At 63.4% G+C, this 25,035-nt stretch carries 13 protein-coding genes; 3 read left to right on the top strand and 10 right to left on the bottom strand.

Features of this window, described 5'->3' with window-relative positions:
- Nucleotides 1–34: 34 nt before the first annotated feature.
- Nucleotides 35–928 carry an NAD(P)-dependent oxidoreductase gene (locus H8S62_RS05065; protein ID WP_173023489.1) on the bottom strand — a complete coding sequence of 298 codons (894 nt, stop codon included), beginning with the start codon at nt 926–928 and terminating at the stop codon, nt 35–37.
- A gap of 356 nt (nt 929–1,284) precedes the next feature.
- Between H8S62_RS05065 and H8S62_RS05060 the strand changes: the two genes are divergently transcribed.
- Nucleotides 1,285–1,857 carry an amino acid synthesis family protein gene (locus tag H8S62_RS05060; RefSeq protein ID WP_173023490.1) on the top strand — a complete coding sequence of 191 codons (573 nt, stop codon included), beginning with the start codon at nt 1,285–1,287 and terminating at the stop codon, nt 1,855–1,857.
- A gap of 55 nt (nt 1,858–1,912) precedes the next feature.
- Nucleotides 1,913–2,875 carry a LysR family transcriptional regulator gene (locus H8S62_RS05055; RefSeq protein WP_186918693.1) on the top strand — a complete coding sequence of 321 codons (963 nt, stop codon included), beginning with the start codon at nt 1,913–1,915 and terminating at the stop codon, nt 2,873–2,875.
- Between the two features lie 344 nt (nt 2,876–3,219).
- On the opposite strand, the gene H8S62_RS05050 is transcribed toward H8S62_RS05055, so the two are convergent.
- From H8S62_RS05050 to H8S62_RS05020, 7 genes are all read right to left on the bottom strand, one after another.
- Nucleotides 3,220–4,416, bottom strand: coding sequence for a hypothetical protein (locus H8S62_RS05050; protein ID WP_186918692.1), 1,197 nt, complete (start codon nt 4,414–4,416; stop codon nt 3,220–3,222).
- Nucleotides 4,413–4,832, bottom strand: coding sequence for a hypothetical protein (locus tag H8S62_RS05045; protein WP_186918691.1), 420 nt, complete (start codon nt 4,830–4,832; stop codon nt 4,413–4,415). Before H8S62_RS05045 ends, H8S62_RS05050 begins: the two co-directional genes overlap by 4 nt.
- A gap of 15 nt (nt 4,833–4,847) precedes the next feature.
- Nucleotides 4,848–7,802: a glycoside hydrolase family 3 protein gene (locus H8S62_RS05040; protein WP_186918690.1), complete on the bottom strand. Its 2,955-nt coding sequence runs from the start codon at nt 7,800–7,802 to the stop codon at nt 4,848–4,850.
- Between the two features lie 255 nt (nt 7,803–8,057).
- Entirely contained in the window at nt 8,058–9,317 is a 1,260-nt protein-coding gene (locus tag H8S62_RS18485; protein WP_155147946.1) for a GHKL domain-containing protein, read from the bottom strand.
- A complete protein-coding gene (locus tag H8S62_RS05030) occupies nt 9,314–10,027 on the bottom strand; it encodes a LytR/AlgR family response regulator transcription factor (RefSeq protein ID WP_186918689.1) in 714 nt (237 codons plus the stop codon). The genes H8S62_RS18485 and H8S62_RS05030 overlap by 4 nt, the downstream gene beginning before the upstream one ends.
- A gap of 416 nt (nt 10,028–10,443) precedes the next feature.
- A complete protein-coding gene (locus H8S62_RS18305) occupies nt 10,444–19,803 on the bottom strand; it encodes an InlB B-repeat-containing protein (RefSeq protein WP_186918688.1) in 9,360 nt (3,119 codons plus the stop codon).
- A 217-nt stretch (nt 19,804–20,020) separates the two neighbouring features.
- A complete protein-coding gene (locus tag H8S62_RS05020) occupies nt 20,021–21,070 on the bottom strand; it encodes a hypothetical protein (RefSeq protein ID WP_186918687.1) in 1,050 nt (349 codons plus the stop codon).
- Nucleotides 21,071–21,373: 303 nt separating this feature from the next.
- On the opposite strand from H8S62_RS05020, the gene H8S62_RS05015 reads away from it, so the two are divergent.
- Nucleotides 21,374–22,204 carry an AraC family transcriptional regulator gene (locus tag H8S62_RS05015; protein WP_155147938.1) on the top strand — a complete coding sequence of 277 codons (831 nt, stop codon included), beginning with the start codon at nt 21,374–21,376 and terminating at the stop codon, nt 22,202–22,204.
- A 99-nt stretch (nt 22,205–22,303) separates the two neighbouring features.
- Here H8S62_RS05015 and nrdG read toward each other — a convergent pair whose 3' ends face one another.
- Entirely contained in the window at nt 22,304–22,822 is a 519-nt protein-coding gene (gene nrdG, locus H8S62_RS05010) for an anaerobic ribonucleoside-triphosphate reductase activating protein (protein WP_155147936.1), read from the bottom strand.
- Nucleotides 22,823–22,832: 10 nt separating this feature from the next.
- Nucleotides 22,833–25,013, bottom strand: coding sequence for an anaerobic ribonucleoside-triphosphate reductase (gene nrdD, locus H8S62_RS05005; RefSeq protein ID WP_186918686.1), 2,181 nt, complete (start codon nt 25,011–25,013; stop codon nt 22,833–22,835).
- Nucleotides 25,014–25,035: the final 22 nt, after the last annotated feature.

Here is a 25,035-nt window from a genome sequence, read left to right as displayed (position 1 = left end):
CACAGGGGGAAGCCGTGCAGAATGCCCTTAAACGTCAAAGCCGCACCTGTGCGCCGCCGGACTCCTCGAAGAGGGAGAGAATTTTGGTATTATCGAAGCCGCCCCAGCCCCTGTCCATGGCCGCCAGGAAGTATGCCCGGCTTCTCTCGCAGACGTCCACATCCACCTGCTCCTCCTCGGCCAGAGCGGAGGCGATCCCCATATCCTTGGCCAGCAGCTTGATGGTAAAGCCGGGCTCCACCCTGCCGGCGAGGGCGTAGTCGGCCAGCTTGCGGATGGAGTAGCTGGACCCGGAGCTGCTTGTGATGACCCTGACCATGACATCCGCCGGGATGCCGGCCTTGACGCCCAGCTCCAGGGCCTGGCAGGTGGCGATCATGGTGGCGCCGAAGAGCAGATTGTTGACCGCCTTCGCCGTGTGGCCGGCGCCGTGCCCGCCGGCGTGGATGATCTTGTCTCTGTCCCCCAGCGTCCGGAGGAGAGGGAGGACCTGTGCAAGGACGTCCTCTTCGCCGCCGACCAGGATGCTGAGGGTCCCTTTCTCCGCGCCAATCGGCCCGCCGCTGACGGGGGCGTCCAGCATATGGACGCCCCGCTCTTCCAGCGCCGAGGCGATCTTCCGGGTGCTGGAGGGGGAGGCGCTGCTCATGTCGATGTAGATCTGGCCCGGGTGGGTCCCCTCGATGATGCCGCCCGTGCCCAGCACCGCGTCCTCCACATCGTTTGAGTTGGGTACGATGGTGATCATGACGTCGCTGCCCTGGGCGGCCTCTCTGGGGCTGTAGCAGGCCACCGCGCCCAGGGCCTCCACGTTGCTCAGCGCCTCGGGCAGAACGTCGTAGGCGCGCAGGGGATAGCCCGCCTGCAGGAGCCGCGCCGCCATCCGTATTCCCATTGTGCCGATTCCGATGAAACCAACAGTCTCCATTCCGTGCATCTCCTTTACTCATAGGACAGGGCTTCCCACGAGCCTGCAGATTTGTGCGACCTGTTGACGGAGATATCATAAAACAGAATGATTTTGGTGTAAAACAGCTATATGGCGCCATGCGTACAACATAATTGTTGTCCGGGGTGCGGAGAGCGGGCCTGAGATGGGGGACGCGTCCAGGCGTTGCCCATATGGATGCCGGACACGGCCGATGAAACGGAGACCGGAACAAAATCACAACCTCTGTGTTGTGGATGCGGCTCCGACTCTCTGTTTCACATCCGGAAGGAGATGTGCTAATCTTACGAGGCAGGGCTTCCGTAAAAAAAGACGGCGAGGAGGATGTTCCGATTATGGATATCAGAAAAATAGTCACCATCCGGGAGCGGAGCTTCATGGAGGGCGGCGTGCATCTGCAGCGGCAGGTGGGGAAAATCGCGGTGATGGCCGTGGTCAGGGACCCCCATCCCGGAACGTACGTGGAGGATGTGCAGGCGTATATCGACTTCGGCCATGAGCTGGGGTGCAGACTGACCGGCATCGCCGTGGAGGAATTCGGCCGGGAGCAGATAGAGTCCTTCGGGAAAGGGGCCGTCGTGGGGGCGGACTGCGAGCTGGAGCACGGCGCGGCCATGAACCATGTGCGCTTCGGCAACGCGATCCGGACCACGCTGGGCTATCCCTGCAAGACCATCATCCCCTCCACCATCACCCGGGGCGGGCCGGGGGCGGTGCTCACCGTGCCGCTGGTCCACCGGGAGGCCAATCTGGTGCGCTCTCACTTCGACGCCATGACGGTGCAGATCCCCGACGCACCCGCCGGGGACGAAATCGTGGTCGTCGCCGCCTTCGGGTGCGGCGGGCGGCCCCTCTCCCGGCTGGGGGGCCTGAGCAAGGACGACATCGTGGGGGACGGCATACGGTAAGAGGAGCCCTTTGCAGGGCTGCCCCGGTGTAGTAACATAGAGGCGGAGGTGGGTTATGCAGGAAAATCAACTGTACTTTCTCATGGTCGCGGAGGAACTCAACATCACCAGGGCGGCCCAAAAGGCGTTTATCTCCCAGCAGTGCATGAGCAACCACATCAAGCGGCTGGAGGAAGCGTACAGCACCCGCCTCTTCAACCGCCGTCCGAAGCTGTCCCTCACCCCCGCCGGGGAGCTGCTTGCGCAGACCCTGCGGCAGATAAAGCGCCTGGAGGACAACCTGCGCAGCCAGCTCAGCGAGGAGAATTTCAATTTTGGCGGAAAAATCAACCTCGGCATCACCTGGTCCCGCTCCAGCATTCTCCTTCCGCCGGTGCTGACGCAGTACAGAAAGCTCTATCCCAACATTGAGATCATCGTCCAGAACAACGTCACCGACAACTTGGAAAACCGCCTGCTGTGCGGCTATCTGGACCTGGCGGTGGGCACCGGCGCCATCAACTCGCCTGAGATTGAGGTTAAGCCCCTCAGCCGGGAGAGGGTCTTTCTGGCGGTATCGGACCATCTTCTGGAGCAGCTCTTTCCCGGCGGCTACCCCGCCTGCAAGGAACGGTTCCGCTCCGGCGTGGACCTGGCCGACTTTGCGGCCTGTCCCTTCATCCTCAACACGCCGCAGGAGCGCTTTTTCGACCTGCTGACCGATATGCTTGACCAGCAGGGGCTGAAGCTGAACGTCGTTTTCCAGTCGGACAGCTCGGACATCCGCAGCCAGCTCTGCGGCGCGGATCTGGGGGCGTCCCTGTTTTCCGAGCTGCTGCTCCAGTACGTGATCCGACAGAACAAGCTCCAGCCAGCCGACAACCAGCTGAACATCTACCCGGTGAACGGGGAGTTTCCGGACTACTGGATGATCGCCTTCTACCACAAGAAGGCCTTTCAGCCCCAGTACCTCAAGGTGTTTATCGAGATGCTGGCGGAGCAGGCAAAGCGCTGCTGCGCGTGCGCAGAAGGCCGGTGAAACGCGGGCGCGGCCCCCGTTCAGGAAGCCGCGCCCGCATTCTTTCGGCGCCGCTGGGGCAGATGCCGCCTGGGGACCGCCTATCCCCCGTATTGCGCGGTAACGGACGCCCAATCCGGCATTTCGCCGCGCAGGGCGCTCCAGGTGGGCATGGGGTATCCGGGGGCCTCTCCGCGCAGCTTCTCAAAAGCCGGGTCCGGCGCCGCCATCTCAGGGGCGGCGCTGCGGCAGTGGCCGCTGGCCGCGCCCCGGCGGATGAAATAAAGTTTCAGCAGAGACGGAAGCCCGGCGAACCAATTGGTTCGCCGGGCTTCCGTGCCGATAGTTGCGGGGGAGGCGCCCGTTCAGGATTTGATATCGGCGGGCGCGTAGCTGAGGGTGGCGGTGCCGTCGCCGTTGTCCACCCAGCTTCCGGTGATGGCGCCGGCTGCGATGGGGCCCGCGCCGCTCTCGGTGAACTCCAGGGTGCCGTCGCTCTTCAGGTCCAGGGCGCCGTCCATGGCGAAGCCGCCGAAGTCGATGCGGATGGTATAGGAGTAGTCGCACCCGGCATTGGCCGCCGCGGGCACGGCCTCCGCCTCGGCGGTCATGGCCCCCTGGCGGCCCGAGAGAGTGCCCGCGCTGCCGCCGTTCAGGTCGAAGGCGGGCGTCAGGCGGGGGAAGGAGGCCCAGCCGTCGCTCCAGGTGTAGTTTTCGGAGAGAACGTTGACGTCGCCCAGGGTCACGCCCTCGGACACCGTCACGGCGGCGGACTCGGCGTTGGTGACGTAGGGGCTGCCGCTCCGGGAGACGGCGGTGATGCGGTAGGTGCCGCCCCTGGTGAGGCCGTCAACGGTGAGGGCGGTGTTGGACTCGCTGACGCCCTCCAGGGTGGCGGCGACCACGTCGGCGGGGTCCCCGGTGTTAGTGAAGGTCAGCTCCACCGCGTCGGGGTAGGCCTGGTAGGTGTAGTCCGCCACGTTGGTGAGGACGGCCTCAAAGGCGCCGCCGTTGGTGTCCCAGAAGTAGTCGATGACCGGGTCGCTCTGGGCGCCGGTGTAGGTATAGGAGGCGGTGGCAGCGCCGGACATCTCCAAGGACGCGTCGGTCAGATCCGGGAAGGCGAAGACCTTGACCAGATACTCGCCGTAGGCGGCCTGGAAGAGGTCGGAGAATTGACCGGTGTAGCTGCCGGAGCCGTCCTCATAGATGGGGCTGCTGGCGTAGAGGTAGTCGTCCCCGTCTCCGGTGGCGGCGGTGTCGCAGAAGTAGATGAGGTAGAAGCTGGCGCCGTCCACGCCCTGGAAGGAGAAGCTGCCGCTCCCGTCCACGGTAAAGCGGGTGGGCGTATCCAGCTTTACCGCGCCGGCGGAGGCGCTGGGGGCGGCGCTGGCGGCGGGTCCGCCGCTCTTAGAGGCGACCGCGCTGAGCACCTGGCCGACGCTGCCCAGGTAGCTCTTGGCGTACTTGCCCGCGGAGCTGCCGCAGGCGGAGCAGGAGAGGCACAGGGCGGCGGCCATGAGGCCCGCCACGGCCCGTTTCAGGATGGAGGAACGTCTCATTTCGCATCCCCCTTTCCCCTGGACAGGAAGCAGGAGACAATCTCCGCAAGGATGCACGCCAGCATGACCGCCGCGATGGCGACGACGGGGGCCAGCCCGCCCCGGGAGGCGTACATGGTGATGCCGTTGAGGTTGTCCGCCCAGACGGGGAAGCTGTTGAGGAAGAAGAGGCCCAGCGCGAAGGAGAGGCAGGCTGCGGAGACCAGGTTGAGGGCCCCCAGGGGCTTGCCCTCGGCCAGGGCGTATACCCCGGCGCAGGCGGCGGCGAGGAGCAGAGCGATGCACACGCCGGTGTCGAAATAGTCAAAAACAGCGCCGTAGACGCAGTAGGCGGCAAGGCACACGACGCCCAGTGCGGCGCAGCCCAGGCTGAGAAGCGCGCCCGGCCCCCTGCCCTTCAAATTCAGTTTACTCATGCTTTTACCCTCCAATCAGTCGCGGCGCCTGCCGCCCTTGACGGCGAGCACGGCGTAGCAGGCGGCGCAGGCCACGGTCAGGACCGCGAACACGCCGGCGGCGGCCACCAGGGTGGTCTGCCACCAGGGGGTGATGGTCACGACCACCGACGAGCTGCTCAGCCCGTTGACGGACACGGAGCGGCTGGCGGCGTAGACATTGTATTTGGCGGCCCGGCGCAGGCACTGCAGGATATAGCCGTCCCCGCCGTCGATGGCGGCCTGGATGGCAGATGTGATGTTGGAGCTGTCCCAGCAGGTGTAGTCGATGCCGGCCACCAGCTCCTCCAGGTAGTGGGTCTTGTAGAGGGAGCTGGCGGTAAAGGCGTCGGTGGTCACGTGGCCCTTGAAGGCCCACTCGGTCTTGAGCACCGACGTGAGCAGGCTTTTGCAGGTGGCGGCGTACTGGAGGCCGATGCGGTTGAAGCCGGTCATGGTGCCAAGGGCACCGCCCTCGCAGAAGGCCCCCTCGAAGGCGCGCAGGTAGTTCTCACGGATGGTCTGCTCGGTGGCGAAGGTGGAGAGGCTCTCCCTGTGGGCTTCCTGGTCGTTGAGGGCGAAGTGCTTGATGCCGTAGATGATGCCGACCTCCTGCATGGCCTTGGCCTCGTGGGCGCCCACGATGTAGCCGAAGTTGCCGTCCTCGGAGTAGTACTGCATATTCCGGCCGCCGAAGGGAGTGCGGTGGACGTTGCCGCCGCCGTACCAGAGCTCGTTGAGCTCACAGAAGGCGGCCTCCACGCCCAGCATGTGGCCCCTGGCCTCAAAGCGCTCTGTGTTCCATGTCCGGGCGGTCATCACCTCGGACACCCAGGACATGCCGCTCTGGCCGGTGGCCTTCAGGCTGCCCTGCTGAATGCACACGCCGTCGTCGCCCCGGGCGGCGGAGGGCATGGCCACCCGCTCGATGGCGGCGCTGCCGTTGGAGTCCGCCACCAGGGAGAGCATGTCGGCGACGGTGAGCTGGTCGATGAACTGGTTCCACACCTCGTCGTCCTCCCAGGCCACGTCCTTCATGGTGGCGAAGGTCAGCGTCACGTCGGAGCCCTGGGTGAAGTCGGAGACGGCGGGAGCATCGGCGGGGGTCTCGTACCAGTCGGTGTCCAGCTCCGCCATCATCTCCTCCGTGGCGTCCACCACCTGAACGGCGGCGGGGTAAGTCCCCTCCCAGTCGCTGCGGGAGAGGTAGGTGAAGTCCACGCCGTAGTGGTTCAGATCCGCGAAGTCGAACTGGTTGGTGACCTCCACGCCGGCATCGTACCGGGACATTTTGTAGGACTCCGCGTCCAGCCCGGCCTGGTTCCAGGCGTGGGTCTTGGCGGCGTCGCCGTCGCAGTCCATGCCGTCGGCTGTGGTATAGCCCTTGGCGGCCAGGATGTTGTTCAGCGCGTCGTGGGCGTCGTCGCCGATGGCGAGGTAGTAGTCCCCGGCGCTGAGGATGTACCCGGCCGCGCCCTTGGAATCGTAGCTGGCCAGCATGTAGCGCCGGACCTCGGCGGTGACGGTGGCGCTCTCGCCGGGCTGGAGGGTGCCGGTCTTCTCAAAGCCCACCACCTGGACGGCGGACTTCTCCACGCCGTTTTCCTTCTCGTAGTCGCCGTAGGGCGTCTGGGCGTAGACCTGGACCACGGACCGGCCGGCGGCGGAGCCGGTGTTGGTGACCTTCACCTGGACTTCATAGTTGTCGGTGTCGGCGTTGTAGCTCACGCCGAGGAGCTCCTGGTCGAAGGTGGTGTAGCTCAGGCCGTGGCCGAAGGTAAAGACCACCTCGTCGCCGTAGCTCCAGCCGCTCCCGGTGGAGGAGCCGGCGGAGCCGGAGGCGTTGCCCCTGCCCAGGACGGCGTCCTCATAGCGGGTTTCGTAGTACTTGTATCCCACGTAGATGCCCTCGGCGTAGATGGTGTAGTAGTTGATCTGGTCGCCGCCCGAGTTGTTGTCGGTGCAGGCGGCGGTGACGGCGTCGGCATTGCCCCAGGTGGGGGTGTTGTCGGCGGCGTAGACCGTGGCGGGGGCGGAGAGGGAGTTGGCGGCGTAGGTGTCCACCAGGTGGCCGGAGGGGCTCACCCTGCCCGCCAGAATGTTGGCCACACCCTCAAACCCCTGGGTGCCCGGAATGCCCGCCAGGACGCAGGCGTCCACGCCGTACTCGTCCAGCCACCCCAGCTCCATCATCTGGTCGGCGTTGATGACCACTATGAGCTTTTCAAACACGCTCCCCTTGAGCCCCCTGAGGTAGCCCAGCAGGTCCTTCTCGTTGGTCTGGAGTCCCAGGTAGCGGGAGCCGTCGGCGGCGTACATGGCGGTCTCGCCGTCCTCGGAGCCCCAGCGGGTGAGCACCACGACGGCCGCATCGTTGTAGTCGTTCTTCCAGGAGGCCTCGTAGGGGGTAATATCGCTGAGGGGAGCCTCCACGACCTCCTTGTTGGTGGTGGCGGTCAGGTCCTTGTAGACGTTCTCCGCCAGGGCGAGGTTTACGTTATCCTCCCCGAAGACCTTCTGCATGGCGGCGTTGAAGGTCATGGTGGGGATGGCGTCCACGGTGGAGGCGTCCTTCTTCTTGTTGTATTTGGAGTTATAGGAGCCGTTGCCGAAGACGGTCACCCGGTCGGTCTCAGAGAGGGGGAGCGCGCCGCCGCTGTTGGTGAGGAGGACGGCCCCCTCCTCCGCCTGGGTGACGTTCTCGGCGGCGGCGGCCATCTCCACCATGAGGGCGGTCTGCTTGTTGGCGATGTCCGTGCCGTACTCGTTGGGGTAGACCAGGGTGTTGGCCCCAGTGTCCTCCCCGGTGTTCACCAGCGTGCTGGTGGAGATGTTCAGCGCCTGATTAATCATGCCGGAATTCTCAAACATGATGGTGGAGCCTGCGACGGTGACCAGCAGCAGAAATGCCATGACCGCCGCGAGGCCGCGGAAAAGTCTCGCTTTTTTCATACCTTACCTCCAAGTTCTCGTGGTGTCGCAAGAGCGCGTTCTCCGGGCCGCGGGCCCGGCTTCTTCACCTTGTCCCCCGCCCCCTTCCCATTCAGCGGCTGTGCTGGAATTGTGCCCGTACACGGTATAGGTGAAAGTATATCGGTACTAATTTTCTTTTCCACAATTTCTCCGCGAACTGTCCGCCGGACTTCGTGAATTGACAAAACGGGTATGAAAACGGCCGCCCAAAAGGGCGGCCGTTTCGAATGAGAACTATGGAATCGGGATGGAGATGCGCAGGAGAAAGAGCTGGTTGTCCGGGTAGATGCCCATACAGCCGTCGTACTTCTCCACCGCGTAGCGGATGCTCTTGAGGCCGAAGCCGTGGTAGTCGGTGTCCTCCTTCGTGGTGACGGGGACGCCGTCCCGGAAGCTCAGCGCCCCCTCGTAATAATTTTCAAACTGGATGAGAAGCAGATCGCTCCTGGACCAGACCGACACGGAGATGAGCCGCCGCGCCGGGTCGTCCACCGCGCTGACGCTCTCAATAGCGTTGTCCAGGGCGTTGCCAAAGATGGTATACACGTCCACCGCGTCCAGAAAGCCCAGCTTGCTGCCGTCGGCCACGCAGGTCATGCTGATGCGGTGCTGCTCGCAGTAGAGGCTCTTCTCGGTGAGCACCGTGTCCAGCACCTCGCTGCCCGTCTCAATGGTGGAGTCGTAAATCTGTATGGAATTCTCAATCTCGGCCAGGTACTTCTCCCGCTCATCGTCGGGCACGACCGTCCGCAGGGCGGCCACCTGGTGCTTGAGGTCGTGGCATTTGCGGTTGATGAGGTCGATATTGGTGCGGGACAGCTCGTACTGGGCCTTCTGCTTGCTCCAGAGCTGCTGCTGGAGGTCGAACTCCCGCTGGATGCGCAGCTTCTGCCGGTGGGCCACCTGGACCCAGAGGACGAAGAAACAGCAGAGCATGGCGTAGGCCTTGCAGACATAGTAGAGCGGGCTGCTGTCCAGCGCGAAATAGCTTCCGGCCACATCGCTCAGCCAGAGGGCAAAGACCAGGACCAGGGCGGTGGAGACCAGGGAGAATTTGATGTCCACATGGTAGTGGCCGTTCTCCGGCAGCTTCCGGGCAAAGAGAAAGTAGAAGAGCACATAGGGCCCCGCGCAGCACAGGAGATAGGGGAGCGAGAGCTGGGGGGCGCCCCGGTCGGCGCGGAACAGGAAGAGGTAGAGCGCATGGGCGAAGTGCTGGGTGGCGTAAGCGCAAACCGCGCAGTAGGCCGCGTCCTGGGGGGAGACCGCGCAGACGGAGTAGACGAACGCCCCGGCGGCGGCCAGCTCCACGATATATTTCAGATTGGTGTGGGGGAAGAGGAGCGACAGGGCGATACAGAGCGCCGCCCCGGCCGCAAGGCGCAGCGGAAAGCGCCTGCGCTTCTCCAGCGGAATCAGGAAGAGGACGCAGATGATCAGCAGATTGACGGTGAATATGCTCCTGTCGAAGAGAAACGAAGCGGCTTCGCTCACCGGCCCCCACCTCCGTAGTAGTTCATCACGGCCATCTGAAACTCCTTTTTCCGCGGGCGGCTGACCTGGAGCTCCTGGCCTCCGCTCAGGGTCACCGTGCCGCCCTTGAGGTGGACCACGTGGCGCAGGTTAATGAGATAGCACTTGTTGCAGCGGGTGAAGTGGAGCCCCTCCAGCTGCTCCTCCATCTCCCTGAGCGTGCCCAGCATGGTGTAATCGCCGTCCCTGGCGTGGATATGGAGTCTGTGGTCGGCCACCTCGATATAGTAGACGTCCTCCGCAGGTACCTTGCGGATGCCGCCCTCAGAGGGGACAATCAGGCTGTGCTGCACCCGGGAGGAGAGGACGCCCAGGGCCTTGCCCAGCTTGACGGAGAAGGCGAAGTAGCTCACCGGCTTGAGCACGAAGTCCATGGCGTCCACCTCATAGCCCTTGATGGCGTACTTTGCCATGTTGGTGATGAAGATGATGATAACCGACGGGTCCGCCCTGCGCACCGTCTGCGCCGCCGTCATACCGTCCATCCGGGGCATCTCGATGTCCAGCAGCAGAATGTCCCAGACGGGACGGTAGTCCATGACCAGCTGGGCGCCGTCGGTAAAGACCTCGGTCTCAATGGTCTCACCGCGCTCGCGGCTAAAGCGCAGGATATACTCCTGGAGCTGGCGCGCACAGGCCGCGTCGTCCTCCACCACCGCAATCCGGAGCATGGCCCGCACCCCCTTTTCTCATCTTTTGTTCAGGGTGTATCTGAAAGGTCTGTGCAGCGCTCTTTTCCCGCTCGAAATCCACACCGCTCCGACTTTTCAGATACACCCTTATCAGATACACCCTTATCAGATACACCCTAGTATAGCATAGTGGGCGCCGGATTTGAATTCTGTCCGCAGGGAAAACGGAAGTTTTCTCCCAGGCCCTGTTTGAAAAAGGTCAACACGGCCAGTCGGCGGGCATTTTCCCGCCTGGACGGCCCGGCTGTGCCTTGAAATCCGTCATGCAGCTGCTGTAAAGCCCCGTGGGGCTTCTTTGACAAGTCGAAGGGCGGCGGAGCATCCACATCGGATGCTCCGCCGCCCTTTTGATGTGTGAATGGTTTGGGTTGATGGGTTTGCCGCTGGAATCGACGTCAGCGTATCAACCGCTCCAGCATGGCGGCCACCTCCGCGCGGGTGGCGGGGCCGGAGGGGTCCAGCATTCCACCAGACTTCCCAGTGATGACGCCCTCGGCCACCGCCCAGTGCATGGCCTCCACTGCCCAGCCGGAGATGCTGCCGGCGTCGGTGAAGCCGCTCAGGTCGGCCCGGGTCTTCTCCGCCCCGGCATAGCGGTAGAGCATCACGGCCAGCTGCTCACGGGTGATGTCGGCCTCCGGGGCCGTGCCGTCGGTGATGCCCAGCGCCATTGCCCACTCCATGGCGCTGGAGTACCAGGTCTCTCCTGCCTCGCCGGTATCTTCGCCGCTCATACGGTGGAGCACGGTGAAGAACATGGCCCGGGTCATGCTGTCCATGGGTGCGAACCTTCCGCCCCCCACGCCGTTGAAGAGCCCGGCTTCGGTCACGTAGGCGACCGCACCGGCATACCAGGCGTCCCCGGCCACGTCGGTAAAGCCGGTTTCGGTTTCGCTGTTTGTCTTTCGGAACTCGGCGGTAATGGTGTGGGCCCGGGTCACCTTTTCAAAGGTATAGCGTTCTACCGCGCCCACACTCGTGCCGTCCACCAGCACGTCGGAAATCACATAGCCCTCGTCTGCCTTGACGGTAAAGGTCTTGTCTGCGTTCCGCTCCACCCGGACGGTCCCGGCGGGGCTGATGCTGCCGCCCTCGCCCGCGCCGGCCTTGATGGGGTAGCGGGTTATGCCCGGAACGGCGGAGGGCGCGGCGGTGACGATCACCTCGGCGGTATCGGAGGCGATGGAGGCCGTCTTTTCGCCGGTCGCACCGCCGTTGGTGTTGGTCACCACCACATAGTAGTACCCTGTGCCCTCGAAGGCGGTGGGGGCGCTGTAATGGGCGTCGGTGGCGCCCGCAATCGGCGTACCGCCCTGGGCGCTGTCCTGGGTGCTGCTGTACCACTGATAGCTGAGGGTTCCGCCGTCGCTGACCGCCGCAGAGACGCTCAGGACAGCCGCGCCGCCCGGGGAAACGCTGATGTCGGCAGGCTGGGCGATGATGACGGGGGTCTGGGCGTCCACCGGCTCGGGAGGCTGCCCGTTTTTCTCAGCATAGGTGAGGGTGACGTCGTCGATGACGACGCCTCTGGCGCTGCTGCCCCAGTTGTGGATGCCCACATAGCCCGGCTGGTCGGTCAGGCCGGGAACCACCGTGCGGATGACGCAGGTGTCGTCCACATAGAGCTCGTAGTGATCGCCGTAGAAGCTCATTTTGATGTGGTAGGTCTCCCCGGCCAGGAGGGGAACGCTGTCGTTGGCGACCAGCGCGTAGGTCTCCGCGCCGCCGTTCATGTTGATCCAGAGCCAGTCGCCGGTCCCGTCGCAGCCGATGGCGAGATGGTGATTGTCATCGGTGCCGCGGATGATGAAGGCCATGGCGCCAAAGTCCGCGCCGACAGGCCGGACGTCGAACTCCAGGATGCCGTCCTGAACCGGGGGGAGGCTGGCGTCCAGCAGCATCTGCTTGCCATTGGCGCCGGTGGTCACCTGGAGGGACTTTTCACCCTTCAGGGGAGAGTCGGTATTCATGGAAATGGTATAGTCCTGGCGGTAGGTCTCAAACCCGCTCAGGTCGCCGTCCTCGAAGTCCCGCCTGGCAGTCTTTACGGTGTGGCTGCTGCCGGTCACCGCAATGGCCAGCTCGGTGGGGTCGCCCTGGGCAAAGACAAAGTCCAGGGTGACGGTGGCGCCCGCGCCAAACTGCCGGAAGTACTCCCTGAATATGACGGCCTTGTTTCCAGTGATGACGTAGTCCTCCCCGGGGGTCAGGGCCGTGTCGCCGAAGCGCAGGGAGTGGAGCGGCACGTTTTCGCTGGTCACATCCACGGTCACGTCTCCGGCGTCGTCCAGATCAAAGCTGGGGTTGGCGCAGGACACGGAGCCCAGCGCGCCGGCGGCGGTGGTGGAGAAGGTGGAGGTCAGCTTCTCCGCACAGGCATTGCCCAGCGCGTCCCGGGCGGTGATCTCCAGGGTGTACTCCGTCTCAGGCTCCAGTCCCGCGAAGCGGTTGGTCTTGCGGGCGGGAATTTGGGCCGCGTAGAACTGGGAGAAGGTGAGGAAGCTGCTCACAGACTGGCCGTCCTTCTTGAGCTCCACCTGATAGTCGTACACATAGGCGTTGTCCTCGGCCTGGGGATAGGTGAACTCCACCTCGCCGGAGGAGATCATGTTGTAGGTGATCTCAGCGTCCTGGGGGAAGGCGGGGGACTCCTTATCCCGGTTGTCCTCAGTGTAGGCAAAGCTGTCCCTGGTGAGGGGCAGCGCCACCTCCCAGGTGCCCAGGTGCCGGTCCACCGAGAAGTCGTAGCGGTCAAAGACCAGGCGGTCGCTGTAGACGGTGGCGATGACAGCCTGGTTCATCTGGGACTGACTGCCGTCCTCATGGACAAGGCCGGTCTGGGCGGGGACGCTGCCCTCGATGCGGCCGCCGTCGAACTCGATGTACTGCATGCCGCCCAGGTGGACCGAGGTAAAGTCCTTCTGGTGGATGGCGCGGTCGTCGTAGAGATCCCGGTGGGAGTGGCCGGTGAGAACCACCGCCTGGGGGTAGTCCCTGAGGATGCCGTACACGGCGGCGGAGGAGCCGAAGCTCTGGCCGCTGCCCAGCACCGTCCCGCTCAGGGGCGCGTGCATGACCACGAAAATGGGCTCGCCGGGGTCATAGCCCTCGGAGCTCTTGAGCTTGGCCAGCTCGCCGGACAGCCAGCTCTGCTGGGCGCTGCCGAAGTCGTTGCTGTCGCACATCAGGAAGTGGTAGCCGCCCATCTCCACGTGGTAGTAGCTGGCGGGGTAATACTCCTCGCTCAGGGTCTCCATGGCGTCCGTGCGGTCGTGGTTGCCGCGCACCACATACTTGTCGGCGCCCTGGGGGTTGTAGGCGTCCAGGATATCCTGGACATATTTCATCTGGGAGTCGCCCGCGCCGTCGCTGACCATGTCACCCGCGATGATCAGGCCGTCATAGCCGCCGGGCAGCAGCTTGTCGATGGCGTTAAAGGCGTAGTTCAGCCGGGCGCCGTCCCCCGCGCCGGTGACGTGGGTGTCGCTCATGAACACGTAGGCGGCCTGGGCCTCGCCGGTCCACTTGGCGTAGAGGTTCACGTCCGCGGTCACGCCGGCGATGGGGAACACGGCCTCGGTCTCAAAGGTCTCGTCCAGATACCAGCCGCCGAAGGTGTAGCCGCTTCTGGTCATGGCGGCGGGGGCGGCGATGCTCTCGCCCGCTCCCACGGCGGTCTGGGTGGGGACGGGCGCGCCGCCGTTGGCGTGCCAGGTAATGCGGTGGCTTCCCTCCGCCATCACCGTGACGGTGACCTTCCAAACCTGGATATCCCCGTTCTCGGCGGTGACGGTGTAATCCCTGGCAACGCCGCTTTCAAAGGTTACGCCGAACCCGTTCTGGGGCTTCACGTCGGCCTTCTCATGGAGGCCGATGGCGGGGGAGAGGGGGTTTTTCAGGTCGGTTCCGGCGGGCAGAACCACGGAGACGGTATGGTTCACGGCGTCGATGGTGCCGGGGCAGTCCTCAAAGCCCTGGAAGACGAAGGAGGTGATGGCATTATCGCCGGACAGGGCGCGCCACTGGGCGTAGAGGGTGAGGTTGGCGTAGACCTTGTCGGTCTCGAAGTTCCAGGCCTTGGCGCCATCGGCATCTCTGGTCCAGCCCAGGAACTCGTGGCCCGCGCGGACGGGATCGGCGGGCTTTTTCACCAGACTGCCCTCGGTGACGGTGGATTTCTCGGGGGTCCCGCCGTCCTGGAGATCCAGGGTGAGCTCCATCTGGGCGGGCGTTCTGGCGGGGGTGACCTTGATGTGGTCGATGGTATAATTTGTGTTGGGACCCCAGCCGTAGATGCCCACATAGCCCTCGTTGGTGGACCAGCCCGTCCAGGAGGTGTCACCGCTGAGGACGACTTCACCGTCTACGATGATGGTGATTGCCTGATCATAAAAGCGGAATGTCACATCATAGTACTTTCCGCCCTTCAGGGCAAAGGTTTTGTCGGTCCAGGGATCGGCCCAGGACTCGGTGCCCGGCGCATGGTGGTTGCCGGAGGAGTCGGCCAGCAGGCGGTTGTCGAAGCGGCTGGCTCTGAGGGCTGCGGCGTTATAGTAGCCGTTTTCCGCGGGGCTGCGGAAGGAGAGGCCCAGGATGGGCTCCTCGCCCGAGCCGGTCACCTTGACCCGCATTTCAATGGTACCGTTGGTCAGCTTACCGGCATCCAGGAGGGAAACGGCGCGATGCTTCTGGGCTACTGCCGGGAGGTAGACCGCCTTGCCGTCCTGCGCACCTTCGTCATTGATCAGCGTAGCGGCGGTGAACGCTGAGCCGTCCGCGGCTCTCCACGTACCGGTCTCGTCGGTGAAGTCGCTGTAGTAGAACTCATCCACCCACTTGGCGTACAGGGTTATGTCCTCGGTTACGGTGTCGGCGGCAAAGTCCCAGGCCTGGGTCAGCCCGGCGTCCTTGTACCAGCCGGTAAAGACCTTGTTGACAATGGTCATGCTGTGTTCAGGCTGGGCCAGCAGGGAGCCCTTGGCCACGGTGAGGCCGGCCAGGGCGGGCTCGCCGCCGTTCTCCTCAAAGGTCACGGCAGCGTTGTCGTCGTCGGCGGCGGCAGCGGTGATGGTAACAGTCCAGACCTGGGCCGTGCCGTCCCCGGCGGTGACGGTGTAGGCGACGGGGGCGGTGAAGTCGGCCGCGGCCCCGCTGGCGGGGGTACAGGCAGCCCCGTCGGAGAGGGTGAACACGGGGGCCAGGGCGGTCAGGTCGGTCCCGTGGGCCATCCTGGCGGTGACGGTGTGGCTCTCCGCGTCGACGACGGCGGCAGTGCCGTTGACGGCGAAACTGAGCATATCGTTGCCGGAGATCCACTGGGCATAGACGGTGACGTTGGCGGTGACGGGGGTTTCGGCGGTGAAGGCCTTGCCGGAACCGTCCTGCCTGGTATTCCAGCCCGTGAAGAGATACCCGGGCCTGACGGGAGCCTCGGGCATTTTACTGCCCATGACCGCTCCGGTGACGGCCTTTACTGGGGTAGTCCCGGGGTCGCCGCCGTTGCCGTCGAAGGTGACGGTGGAGTAGATGTCCATCTCGCCGTTGACGACCCGGTAGATCTGCTCACGAATGGCCATCATGACCTCGATGTCCTTGGTGTAGGAGGAATTGCTCTGGACGACAGAGCCGATCTGCTCCTTTACCCAGGTCTCATAGTCCTCGCCCCGCTGGGCCAGAAGATGAAAGACCTCGTAGTCCTCCGCGCCGTCGCGGATGGAGGCGGCGCGGATGGAAGACTCCACGCCGTTGTTCTCGATGTCGGGCCAGACGATGAAGTCGTCGCCCTTCCAGTTGAACAGATTCAGGTTTTCGGTCTTGTTGACGCCGATGTTCGCGCCGCCGTCGGTCCAGGCGTCGGCCCAGCCGGCGTCCCAGGCCCAGTGGAGGTGGCCGGTCACGTCCACCGCGTAGGAGTACCAGCTCTGCACCCGCATCTGCCACACGGGCTTATCGATGTATTTGTTCAGATAGTCGCCCTGGGGGTTGAGGCAGGTGTACATCATGACGGTGCCGGGATTTTGCGCAATCCACTGGGCGTATTTCTCCCTGCTGCCGTCGAAGATGCTGCTCAGGGGGAACTGCATGGTGGTCTCTTCCAGCATGAAGTCCACGTTGTTGGTGTCGATGGGGTCGCCGAAGAGGATCATCTTCTCCTGCGGCACCAGCTCGTTGAACATCTTCACCATGTGGAGGTATTCTTTCCGCTCGCGGGCACTGATGCACTCGTCCTCCACATGCTGGAAGGAGATGTCGGTCCAGCCCTTTTTATACAGGTGGTCGGTCAGGGCGGGGATGTACTGCCGGTAGAAGGCCTCCACCTCGGGGGCCATCTGATCGCCGTCGGCAGGCGAGAAGTAGCTGGGAACCTCCCAGACCTTGAGGGGACGGTTGGTATAGCTGAAGCCCGCGTTTGCATCGTAGGCCGGATCGGGAATCAGAATGGTGGGCTCGGTGTGGGAGGCATACTTGGTGTTCAGCAGGTGGTAGAGCTCCAACTTCTTGATGAAGCCGCGGTCCATGAAGTACTCAATATACTCGTCGAATTTGCTCCAGTCGAAGTGGTACTCTACATCCTCCGTGCCGTACCCGGTCACGGTTGTCCCGCCGTCCATCAGCAGCTCCAGGGGCTGGACGTGAAGGACGTTGACCCGGGCCTCCTCCATGGCGTCGGCGGCACTCTCCACGTAGTCCCACCAGGGCTGGCTCCACTTGCCGGCCGCCTTGATTTCGGGGAAAAGGCCGCTGAGGATGTACATATCGGGGTCGATGCCGCTCCAGTTCCAGGTGCCGGAGATGTTCTGCCAGTAGGAGAGCTCAAAAACCGATTCGCTGGCGGAGGGGATCTCTGCGTCCACCACCTCGGCGGTGACGGTCACGGAGAAGTCGCCCTTGTCGGTCTTCACGGCGGCGGCGCCGGTGTAAATCCCCGGAACCGTCCCGGCGGGAGCATATACGGTAATCCAGATGGACTGGGTGTTCCCGGCCGTGACGGTCCGGGTGGGGTCGCTGGACAGGCGGTCGGGGTAGCCGCCCTCGCCCCAGCGGATGGCGGTGGAGGCGTTCTGGCCGCTGGAGTTGCGCATATTGTGGTAGTCCACAAAATTGTACTCAATGTTGGCGCTGTCGATGGTATTGCTCCCGTCGGACAGACTGGAGAATTCCACCCCGCTGATGGTGAAATCCTCGTCGCTGCGCAGGAGAATCTGAGCGGACTCCCGGTCGTTCTGAGCCATCAGCAGGTCGATGGTCTCTCCGGCCATGGGGGTGGAGGTCTTCTTAAAGTCCTGGAAGGGATTCACATAGGAGTTGGTGGTCCAGAGCTCCACGGTGTTATCGCCCTCTACACCGCTCTCCATCGCGCCCAGGTCGGGGTAGCCCAGAATCGCGTTGCCTGCATAGTCCCTGCCGCCGCTGCCGGCGATGGGCAGTCCGGCGTTGATGGCGGGGGAGCCCTCCCGGAGGGCGTAGCCGCCCAGGGTATCGATGGCGGAGTCGCCCTCGACACCGCTGCCGCCCTTCCCGGCGTCCGTGAACATCGGGTCGGCCACAATCTTGTTCGCGTCGCCGGGCACGCTGTCGAAGCCGTAGTACAGGTTGTTGTCGTAGGTGAAATTGCCCCAGCCCGCCAGGTCCGGCTTGCCGCTGTTGTTGTAGAAGATGTTGTTCTTCAAATGGGAGGGGCTGCCGCCGTCCACAATCTTGGTCAGGTTTTCGCCGATGTAGAAGGTGTTGTTGTAGATCTCGGCGGGGGTGGTGTTGGAGACCAGAAACAGGCTGTCGTGGTCGTTCTGGCTGATGTTGTAGCGTACCGTGCTCTCGATGGACTGGGACTGGCAGAGCAGCATGAAGCCGCCCTCGTTGTCGTGGCTGTAGTTGTACTGGTAGGTGGTGCCCCGGCTGGAGTCGCAGTCGTAGGCCTGGCCGTCGCCGTTGTTGACGGTGCCGTAGGCCTCGTTGAACTGGAAGAGGGCGTCCTCGCAGCGCCAGGGCCAGATGGCGGCGTTGTACATCGCGCCGTAATCGTCCTTGGTGTTCTGGCTCGCGCCGCTGCTGACGTTGTACTCGATGAGGGGCGCAATGCAGAACTGGGGCACGATGGCGTCGCCGCCGGACTCCTCCACATAGTTGTTGCGGATGACCACATTGGTGTGGCCGTACTTGGCCTTGACCTCCTCGGGGATGACGCCGCCCGGGTGCCGCTCCCAGTAGTAGGCCGAGTGGCTGGAGCCCACGGAGATGCCGGTGCGGCTCACATTCGCCACAGTGCAGTTCTCAACGGAGACGTCGTCGTAGCGTGTGGCGTGGGCCACGTCGCCGTTGGCGGCGGTGGTGATGATGTAGATACCGCCGTTGGGCGCGGTTTTTTCCGTCAGCGTGCCGTACACATCGTGGACATACAGCCCGTCCAGATGGACGCCGCTGACCACGCCCCGGCCGCTCTCCGCCTCCACCACCACGCCGACGGCCATCTGCCGGGTGCCGGTGGTGTTGGTAATCTCAAGATTGCTTACGCGGATGTGAGACATGTTTTTGATATGCAGGCCGTAGGCGACGCCGGGGCGGGAGGTGGTGCCGGTATCGCCCTCTCTGCCGATGACGAAATCCGCTTTGGCCACGCCGTTGGCATGGATGACGGGCCTGGCGCCCGCCTGCGCGCCCACGGTATCGCCGTCGTACATATCCACCACAATGGGGCTTTCCCCGCTGCCGGAGCCTCGGAGGGAGAGGCTCTGCCCCTCAAAGACCGAGCCCGCCTTCAGCAGCACCCGGTCGCCCGGCTTGAGGGTGAGGGCGTTGACCTTGCCCAGGGTCTTCCAGGGCGCGTCGGCGCTGGTGCCCTCGCTGCTGTCGTCGCCGCCCTCGGAGTCCACGTAGAAGGTGGTGCCGGTGGGGTAGGCGTAGTTAGCGCTCATCGAAACCGGGGAGGCGGGCATCGTAAAGGTGGTCTTCACAGCCATGGCGTCTGCAAAGGTCACATCCGTGTCGCTGGTCCAGCCGGCAAAGGACATGCCTTCGGGAGGCGCATCGGCGGTAACGGTCACGGTATCGCCGGGCATTGCCGTCTCCGGCTGGGCAGTACCGCCGGTGACGGTAATCGAATAGGACTTTTTCTCACCGATTTCCACAGGGAGAGAGGCAAAGCCGGTGACCTTCCCTTCCGCGTCCACCTCAACGACATTCAGATAACTGCCATAATCCCGGGGCAGGTTGTCCCCGGAGACAAGCAGCGTATTGTACTCTGCGGGCTTACTTTCGCCAATTGCGGGTGCCGGGGCCGGCGCTGTCTGCGCGGAGCAGTAGTATTGCGTACCGGCCTCAGTCTGCCTTACGGTAAGGCGGATGTCATCGCAGTACAAAAATTCCGGATTTGGGTCCTTCCATGCCGTAGCCTTGGCCTGGGTTACATTAGGGTTTCGCAGGGTCAAGCTCTTCTCTGTCCACTCTGTCTCTGCGAACTCAAGAGAATTGTCGCCCGTCGTGGTGGAGCCCGGGGCGTTCAGAGTAATCCACGCCGTCGCTCCGGTGTTCTCGCCGCCGGTTTTGCCCCAGGCCCGGAATGTATATTCCGCACCCGGAATCAATGGAAGCATACTTCCCTGAAAGCCGTCGCCGGATACTTTCAGAGCCTTTTCACCCTCTGCGACATCGTCTGATATGATTTGGTTTGTCGCCGGGTCCGTGCCGCCCCAGGCGCTGTAGCCCTCCATATCATTTTCAAAGCCATGATTGACCAGCAGATTCTGGCTGTCCACCATATCAAAGGTTATAACGATAGAACCCTCTTGAGCGCCTGCGTTTAGCTCGACAGGCGTAGACAAGGAAGGAGCTTGGGCTGCGGAAGCTGTTCCGACAGCAGGGGAGAGCAGGGAGACAAACATGCATAGTGCCAGAAGAAGACTGATACTTTTTCGTAGCATTCGTTTCATCTTTTTCCTCCTTAAATTTTTTAGGCCGGACCGTCCAGAGTCTGTTCTACCGCGATGGCTCTCCTCCTTCCGCAAGATAAGCGTCCAAATACTCCTGATTGACCCGGACCCCGGCGGTCCGGGTCCGCTCTGCGAGCAATTGCCGATAGGCCTCCTCCTCCAGGCGGAGGCGGAGCACGGCGCGCTCGCTCTCTGTCAGGGCTTCGGCCTTGTCAAAGCCCAGATAGCGGACGATGTAGGTGCGCTCCCCCAGGGGAAAGGGGGCGGAGATCTCGCCGGGCGACATGGCGAGCAAAAACTCGGCGTCAAAGCTTTGGCGGATAAGCTCCCGCAGCTGCGCGGAGGTAAGGGTCTTCTCCTCCGCGGTATAAGTGACTCCCGCTCTTGTGATGAAGCCGCCGCCCCGCCCGGCGAGCATATCGGTGATGTCCGCGTAAAGGGCCTCCTGCTCGGAGGCGGGGAGGTCCCGGGCGGCGGTGACGTCGCACAGGAGGCAGTCGACTGTTTCGCCGTCCATCTGGGCATAGCGCCCGATACTCTGGTAGCAGACGTCCACATCCGCCTCCTCAACGCCCAGAACCTCCTCCGGCAGGGCCGCCAGAAGGTCCGTCCTCAGTGCGTCCATGCGGTAGCCGTAGTACTGCTCCGGTGTGAAGCGCCGCAGGCCGTATACCGGCTCTCCCGCGGCAAGCCGCGCTTCACGGCGATGGTTTTCCTCCTCCAGCGCCGTGAGGAACCCATCGTAGGTGAACGCCTCGGACAAAACGCCGTACTCCAGCCCCAGCGCCTGCTCGGTGCGCAGCGAGGTCATGTATGCAATGTTCTTCTCCAAAAGAAGACGCTGAAAGCGTTTCTCACCGAGCGTTTCCTCCACGCTTCGGTCACCGGGGATGTAAAGCTCTTCCCGCAGTTCCCCCTCGTACGCCGTCCGGTTCTCCCGCAGCATCAGCAGGAACTCCTCTTCGCAGACAGGGCTGCCGTCCACCGTCAGGACATACGCTTCGGGCGCGGCCCGCTGCGGCAGGGAGGCCCCGACGGCGGCCGCGGCCGCCAGTCCGGCAACCGCCGCCGCAATGAGCGCTCTTCCGATTCTCATGAAACCCCTCCTGATGCCGGCAGCCGTCTCCGTCCGGGCGGAGCGGCTGTTGAATATGTGCAAATTGGGCCTTGCGGCAGTGCCGGCTATATCTATTTTCACTAGCGTACCACACGCGCCGCCGGGCCGCTTTTCCAGATTGACACAGATCCGCCTCAACTTATATAAAACCATCCTATTTTCTCCGCCTCTTTCCGCGGAAAAGCGTTGCGGCAGTGTAAAAAGCTGATATAATAGCCACAGAGACAGAGGGGCGGAGGCCCAAAACAGGTACGGGAAGCGACGGCAGGGGAGGTATTTCGTATGTCGGCGGCTGAGACGCGGATACATAATGCGCTTATCCAGAACATGCCCGCAGGCTATCATTTCGACACCCATATGCACCGCACGGTGGAAATTTTCATCTGCCTCTCCGGCGCCATCACGATCACGGTCCTGGGGGCGCCTCTCGCCGTCCGCGCCGGGGAGTACCTGCTGGTTTTCCCGAACGTGCTGCACAGCTGCGATATCCCCCAGGACGGCCCCTGCAGTATCCTGCAGATGCACTTCTATCCCGAGTCCCTGCCCCAACTGGCATATCAGTGCTCCTCCAGCGAGTCCTGCTTTATCTTCGAGCTGGCGCTGGATAAGCGGAAATTTTTCAAGGGGCGGAGCACGCCGCAGCTCGCCGCCTGTCTGGAGGGTGTGCGCGCGGAGCTGGCAAATCCCCAGGACGGCGGCAGGAATATGCTGGAGGCATACCTGACGCTTTTAAATATCCTCCTCTCCAGGGACCTTTACGACCGCGCCCCCAAGAGCCAGCTCTATGAAAACCGCCATCTGATGCGGGCCACCATCCATATCAATGAACACTGCACGGAAAAGCTCACGGTGGGAGGGGTGGCGGAGGCTGTCGGCATCTCCGCCGGGTACCTCACCCGGCTCTTCCGGGAGGAGCTGAATCTGGGCGTGTCCACCTATATCACCTATGTGCGCATCAGCAAGGCCATCGACTTCATGTTTGCCAACCCGAACTACCCCCTCACCAGCCTCGCGCTGGAGATGGGCTTCTGCAGCCTTCAGCATTTCTCCAAGATTTTTAAGGACAAGATGGGCGTCTCCCCCAAGAAGTACTTCTCCATCCGCCCAATCTGAGCGCTCCGGGTCCGAAATACGACAAAGAGGCGGCCACTTTACATAAGTGGCCGCCTCTTTGTCGTATTGCTCAGCTCTGCGGGTGGGGCTCGGCGCGGGTCAGAGCGCCAGGAGTGTGGGACGCCCGGACGCCCGGGACGCGCCGAGGTCGATGATGCGCTGGTTGGAGGAGCCCCGGAACTGAAGGGAGATATCGTGGAGGGCCTCCACAAACTCGCCGTCCACCAGCACGTCGACAAGCCCCAGCAGCTCGTCCGTGGCCTCGCACCGGGCGCGGCTTGGACCGGTCAGCTCCTCATAGGTATAGCCGCTGAAGGCCCAGACATTCTTCTGCGGGTAAGCCTTCCGCACACGGCGCAGGAAGGGCAGCAGCGCGCGCTGGTTGGCGGGCTCAAAGGGCTCCCCGCCCAGCAGGGTGAGCCCGGCGATGAAGGAGGGGGAGAGGGCCTCCAGCACCTCGTCCTCCGTCTCTCCGGTGAATGGGGCGCCGTAGGCAAAGTCCTGGGCCTCCCCATTGAAGCAGCCGGGGCAGCCGTGGGTGCAGCCCGAGACGAAGAGGGTCACCCGCACGCCGCTGCCGTTGGCCACGTCCCGCTTTTTGATGGCGCCGTAATTCATACCGTCCCCCTTACAGGTGGAGCACCCGGTCGGCGATCTCCTGGGTGCGGCCCTGATTCCAGTACTGGGTGCCGATGTAGCCGCAGGTGCGCCGGGCCACATTCATCCTGGCCTGGTCGCGGTTGCGGCATTTGGGGCACTCCCACACCAGCTTGCCGTCGCCGTCCTTCACGATTTTAATCTCCCCGTCGAAGCCGCACTCCTGGCAGTAGTCGCTCTTGGTGTTCAGCTCCGCGTACATAATGTTGTCGTAGATGAACTCCATCACCTGGAGCACGGCGGGGATGTTCTGCTGCATATTGGGCACTTCCACATAGCTGATGGCCCCGCCGGGGGAGAGCGCCTGGAACTGGGCTTCAAAGGAGAGCTTGTCGAAGGCGTCGATGTCCTCCGTCACGTGGACGTGGTAGCTGTTGGTGATGTACGCCCGGTCGGTCACGCCGGGGATGATGCCGAAGCGCTTCTGCAGGCACTTGGCAAAGCGGTAGGTGGTGGACTCCATGGGCGTGCCGTAGAGGGAGAAGTCCATCCCCTCCCGGGCCTTCCACTCGGCGGTGGCGGCGTTGAGGTATTTCATCACGTCCAGGGCGAAGGGGGTGGCGTCCGGATCGGTGTGGGACTTGCCGGTCATGTACTTCACGCACTCGTAGAGGCCGGCGTAGCCCAGGGAGATGGTGGAGTAGCCGCCGTAGAGCAGCTTGTCGATGGGCTCGCCCTTTTTGAGCCGGGCCAGGGCGCCGTACTGCCACAGAATGGGGGCGGCGTCGGAGAGGGTGCCCTTGAGTCTGTTGTGGCGGCACATGAGGGCGCGGTAGCACAGGTCCAGCCGCTCGTCAAAGACCTGCCAGAACTTCTCCGGATCCCCGCCGGAGGAGAGCGCCACGTCGATGAGGTTGATGGTCACCACGCCCTGGTTGAAGCGCCCGTAGTATTTGGCCCTGCCCGTCTCCGGGTCCACATAGGGGGTAAGGAAGGAGCGGCAGCCCATGCAGGTGTAGCAGTGGCCTTCGCCGTTGCTGTCCACCTTGTTGCGCAGCATGATTTTCTCGCTGATGTAGTCGGGCACCATCCGGCGGGCGGTGCACCTGGCGGCCAGCTCGGTGAGTGGGTAGTAGGGGGAGCCGGGGCGGACATTGTCCTCCTCCAGCACGTAGATGAGCTTGGGGAAGGCGGGGGTCACCCACACGCCCTGCTCGTTCTTCACGCCCTCCAGCCTCTGCTTCAGCGTCTCCTCGATGATAATGGCCAGATCCCGCTTGGTCTGGGGGTCCTCCACCTCGCCAAGGTACATGAATACGGTGACGAAGGGGGCCTGACCGTTGGTGGTCAGCAGGGTGACCACCTGGTACTGGATGGTCTGCACGCCCCGGCGCACCTCGTCCCGCAGGCGCTGCTCCACAATGCGGGAGATAATCTCCTCGCTGGGAGAGGCCCCCATTTCGGCGGCCTCGGACTCCACCTGGCCGCGGATTTTCTCCCGGGATACCTGCACGAAGGGGGCCAGATGGGACAGGGAGATGCTCTGCCCGCCGTACTGGTTGGAGGCCACCTGGGCGATGATCTGGGTGGCGATGTTGCACGCGGTGGAGAAGCTGTGGGGCTTCTCAATCAGGGTGCCGGAGATGACCGTGCCGTGCTGAAGCATATCCTCCAGATTGACGAGGTCGCAGTTGTGCATATGCTGGGCGTAGTAATCCATGTCGTGGAAGTGGATGATGCCCTCCTCGTGGGCCTTGACGATCTCCTCCGGCAGGAGGATGCGCTGGGTGATGTCCTTGGACACCTCGCCCGCCATATAGTCCCGCTGGACGGAGTTGACGACCGGGTTCTTGTTGGCGTTCTCCTGCTTCACCTCCTCGTTATTGCTCTCAATGAGGGAGAGGATGCGGCTGTCGGTGGTGTTCTCCATCCGGTCCAGGGTCCGCTTGAAGCGGTAGCGGATATACCGCTTTGCCGTCTCATAGGCGCCGGCCTCCATGATACGGGTCTCCACCAGCTCCTGGATCTCCTCCACCGACGGCGCGCGGCCCAGCGCCGCGCACTGGGCCTCGATTCCGGCGGCGATGTCCTCGATCCCGGCGGGCGTCAGTTCCCTGGGGCCGGAGGCGGCCTCGTTGGACTTGGTGATGGCGGCAAAAATTTTGGCGCGGTCGAACTGCTCCTCCGCGCCGCTCCTCTTGATAATTTTCATCGGTAAAAAGCCCCTCTCGAAT

It is taken from the genome of Lawsonibacter faecis (assembly GCF_014287675.1).
Classification (GTDB): domain Bacteria; phylum Bacillota; class Clostridia; order Oscillospirales; family Oscillospiraceae; genus Pseudoflavonifractor; species Pseudoflavonifractor faecis.
The sequence above is the reverse complement of the archived record's forward strand: the minus strand, read 5'-3'. Positions and strand labels throughout refer to the sequence as shown.

Bases quoted from the DNA above. Each gene is read 5' to 3' on its own strand.
- H8S62_RS05020 (WP_186918687.1), bottom strand. From the start codon at position 21,070: ATGAGAATCGGAAGAGCGCTCATTGCGGCGGCGGTTGCCGGACTGGCG.
- H8S62_RS05045 (WP_186918691.1), bottom strand. From the start codon at position 4,832: ATGAGTAAACTGAATTTGAAGGGCAGGGGGCCGGGCGCGCTTCTCAGC.
- H8S62_RS05060 (WP_173023490.1), top strand. From the start codon at position 1,285: ATGGATATCAGAAAAATAGTCACCATCCGGGAGCGGAGCTTCATGGAG.
- nrdG (WP_155147936.1), bottom strand. From the start codon at position 22,822: ATGAATTACGGCGCCATCAAAAAGCGGGACGTGGCCAACGGCAGCGGC.
- H8S62_RS05065 (WP_173023489.1), bottom strand. From the start codon at position 928: ATGGAGACTGTTGGTTTCATCGGAATCGGCACAATGGGAATACGGATG.
- H8S62_RS05055 (WP_186918693.1), top strand. From the start codon at position 1,913: ATGCAGGAAAATCAACTGTACTTTCTCATGGTCGCGGAGGAACTCAAC.
- H8S62_RS05015 (WP_155147938.1), top strand. From the start codon at position 21,374: ATGTCGGCGGCTGAGACGCGGATACATAATGCGCTTATCCAGAACATG.
- H8S62_RS05030 (WP_186918689.1), bottom strand. From the start codon at position 10,027: ATGCTCCGGATTGCGGTGGTGGAGGACGACGCGGCCTGTGCGCGCCAG.
- H8S62_RS05050 (WP_186918692.1), bottom strand. From the start codon at position 4,416: ATGAGACGTTCCTCCATCCTGAAACGGGCCGTGGCGGGCCTCATGGCC.
- H8S62_RS18305 (WP_186918688.1), bottom strand. From the start codon at position 19,803: ATGGTGGACAGCCAGAATCTGCTGGTCAATCATGGCTTTGAAAATGAT.
- nrdD (WP_186918686.1), bottom strand. From the start codon at position 25,013: ATGAAAATTATCAAGAGGAGCGGCGCGGAGGAGCAGTTCGACCGCGCC.
- H8S62_RS05040 (WP_186918690.1), bottom strand. From the start codon at position 7,802: ATGAAAAAAGCGAGACTTTTCCGCGGCCTCGCGGCGGTCATGGCATTT.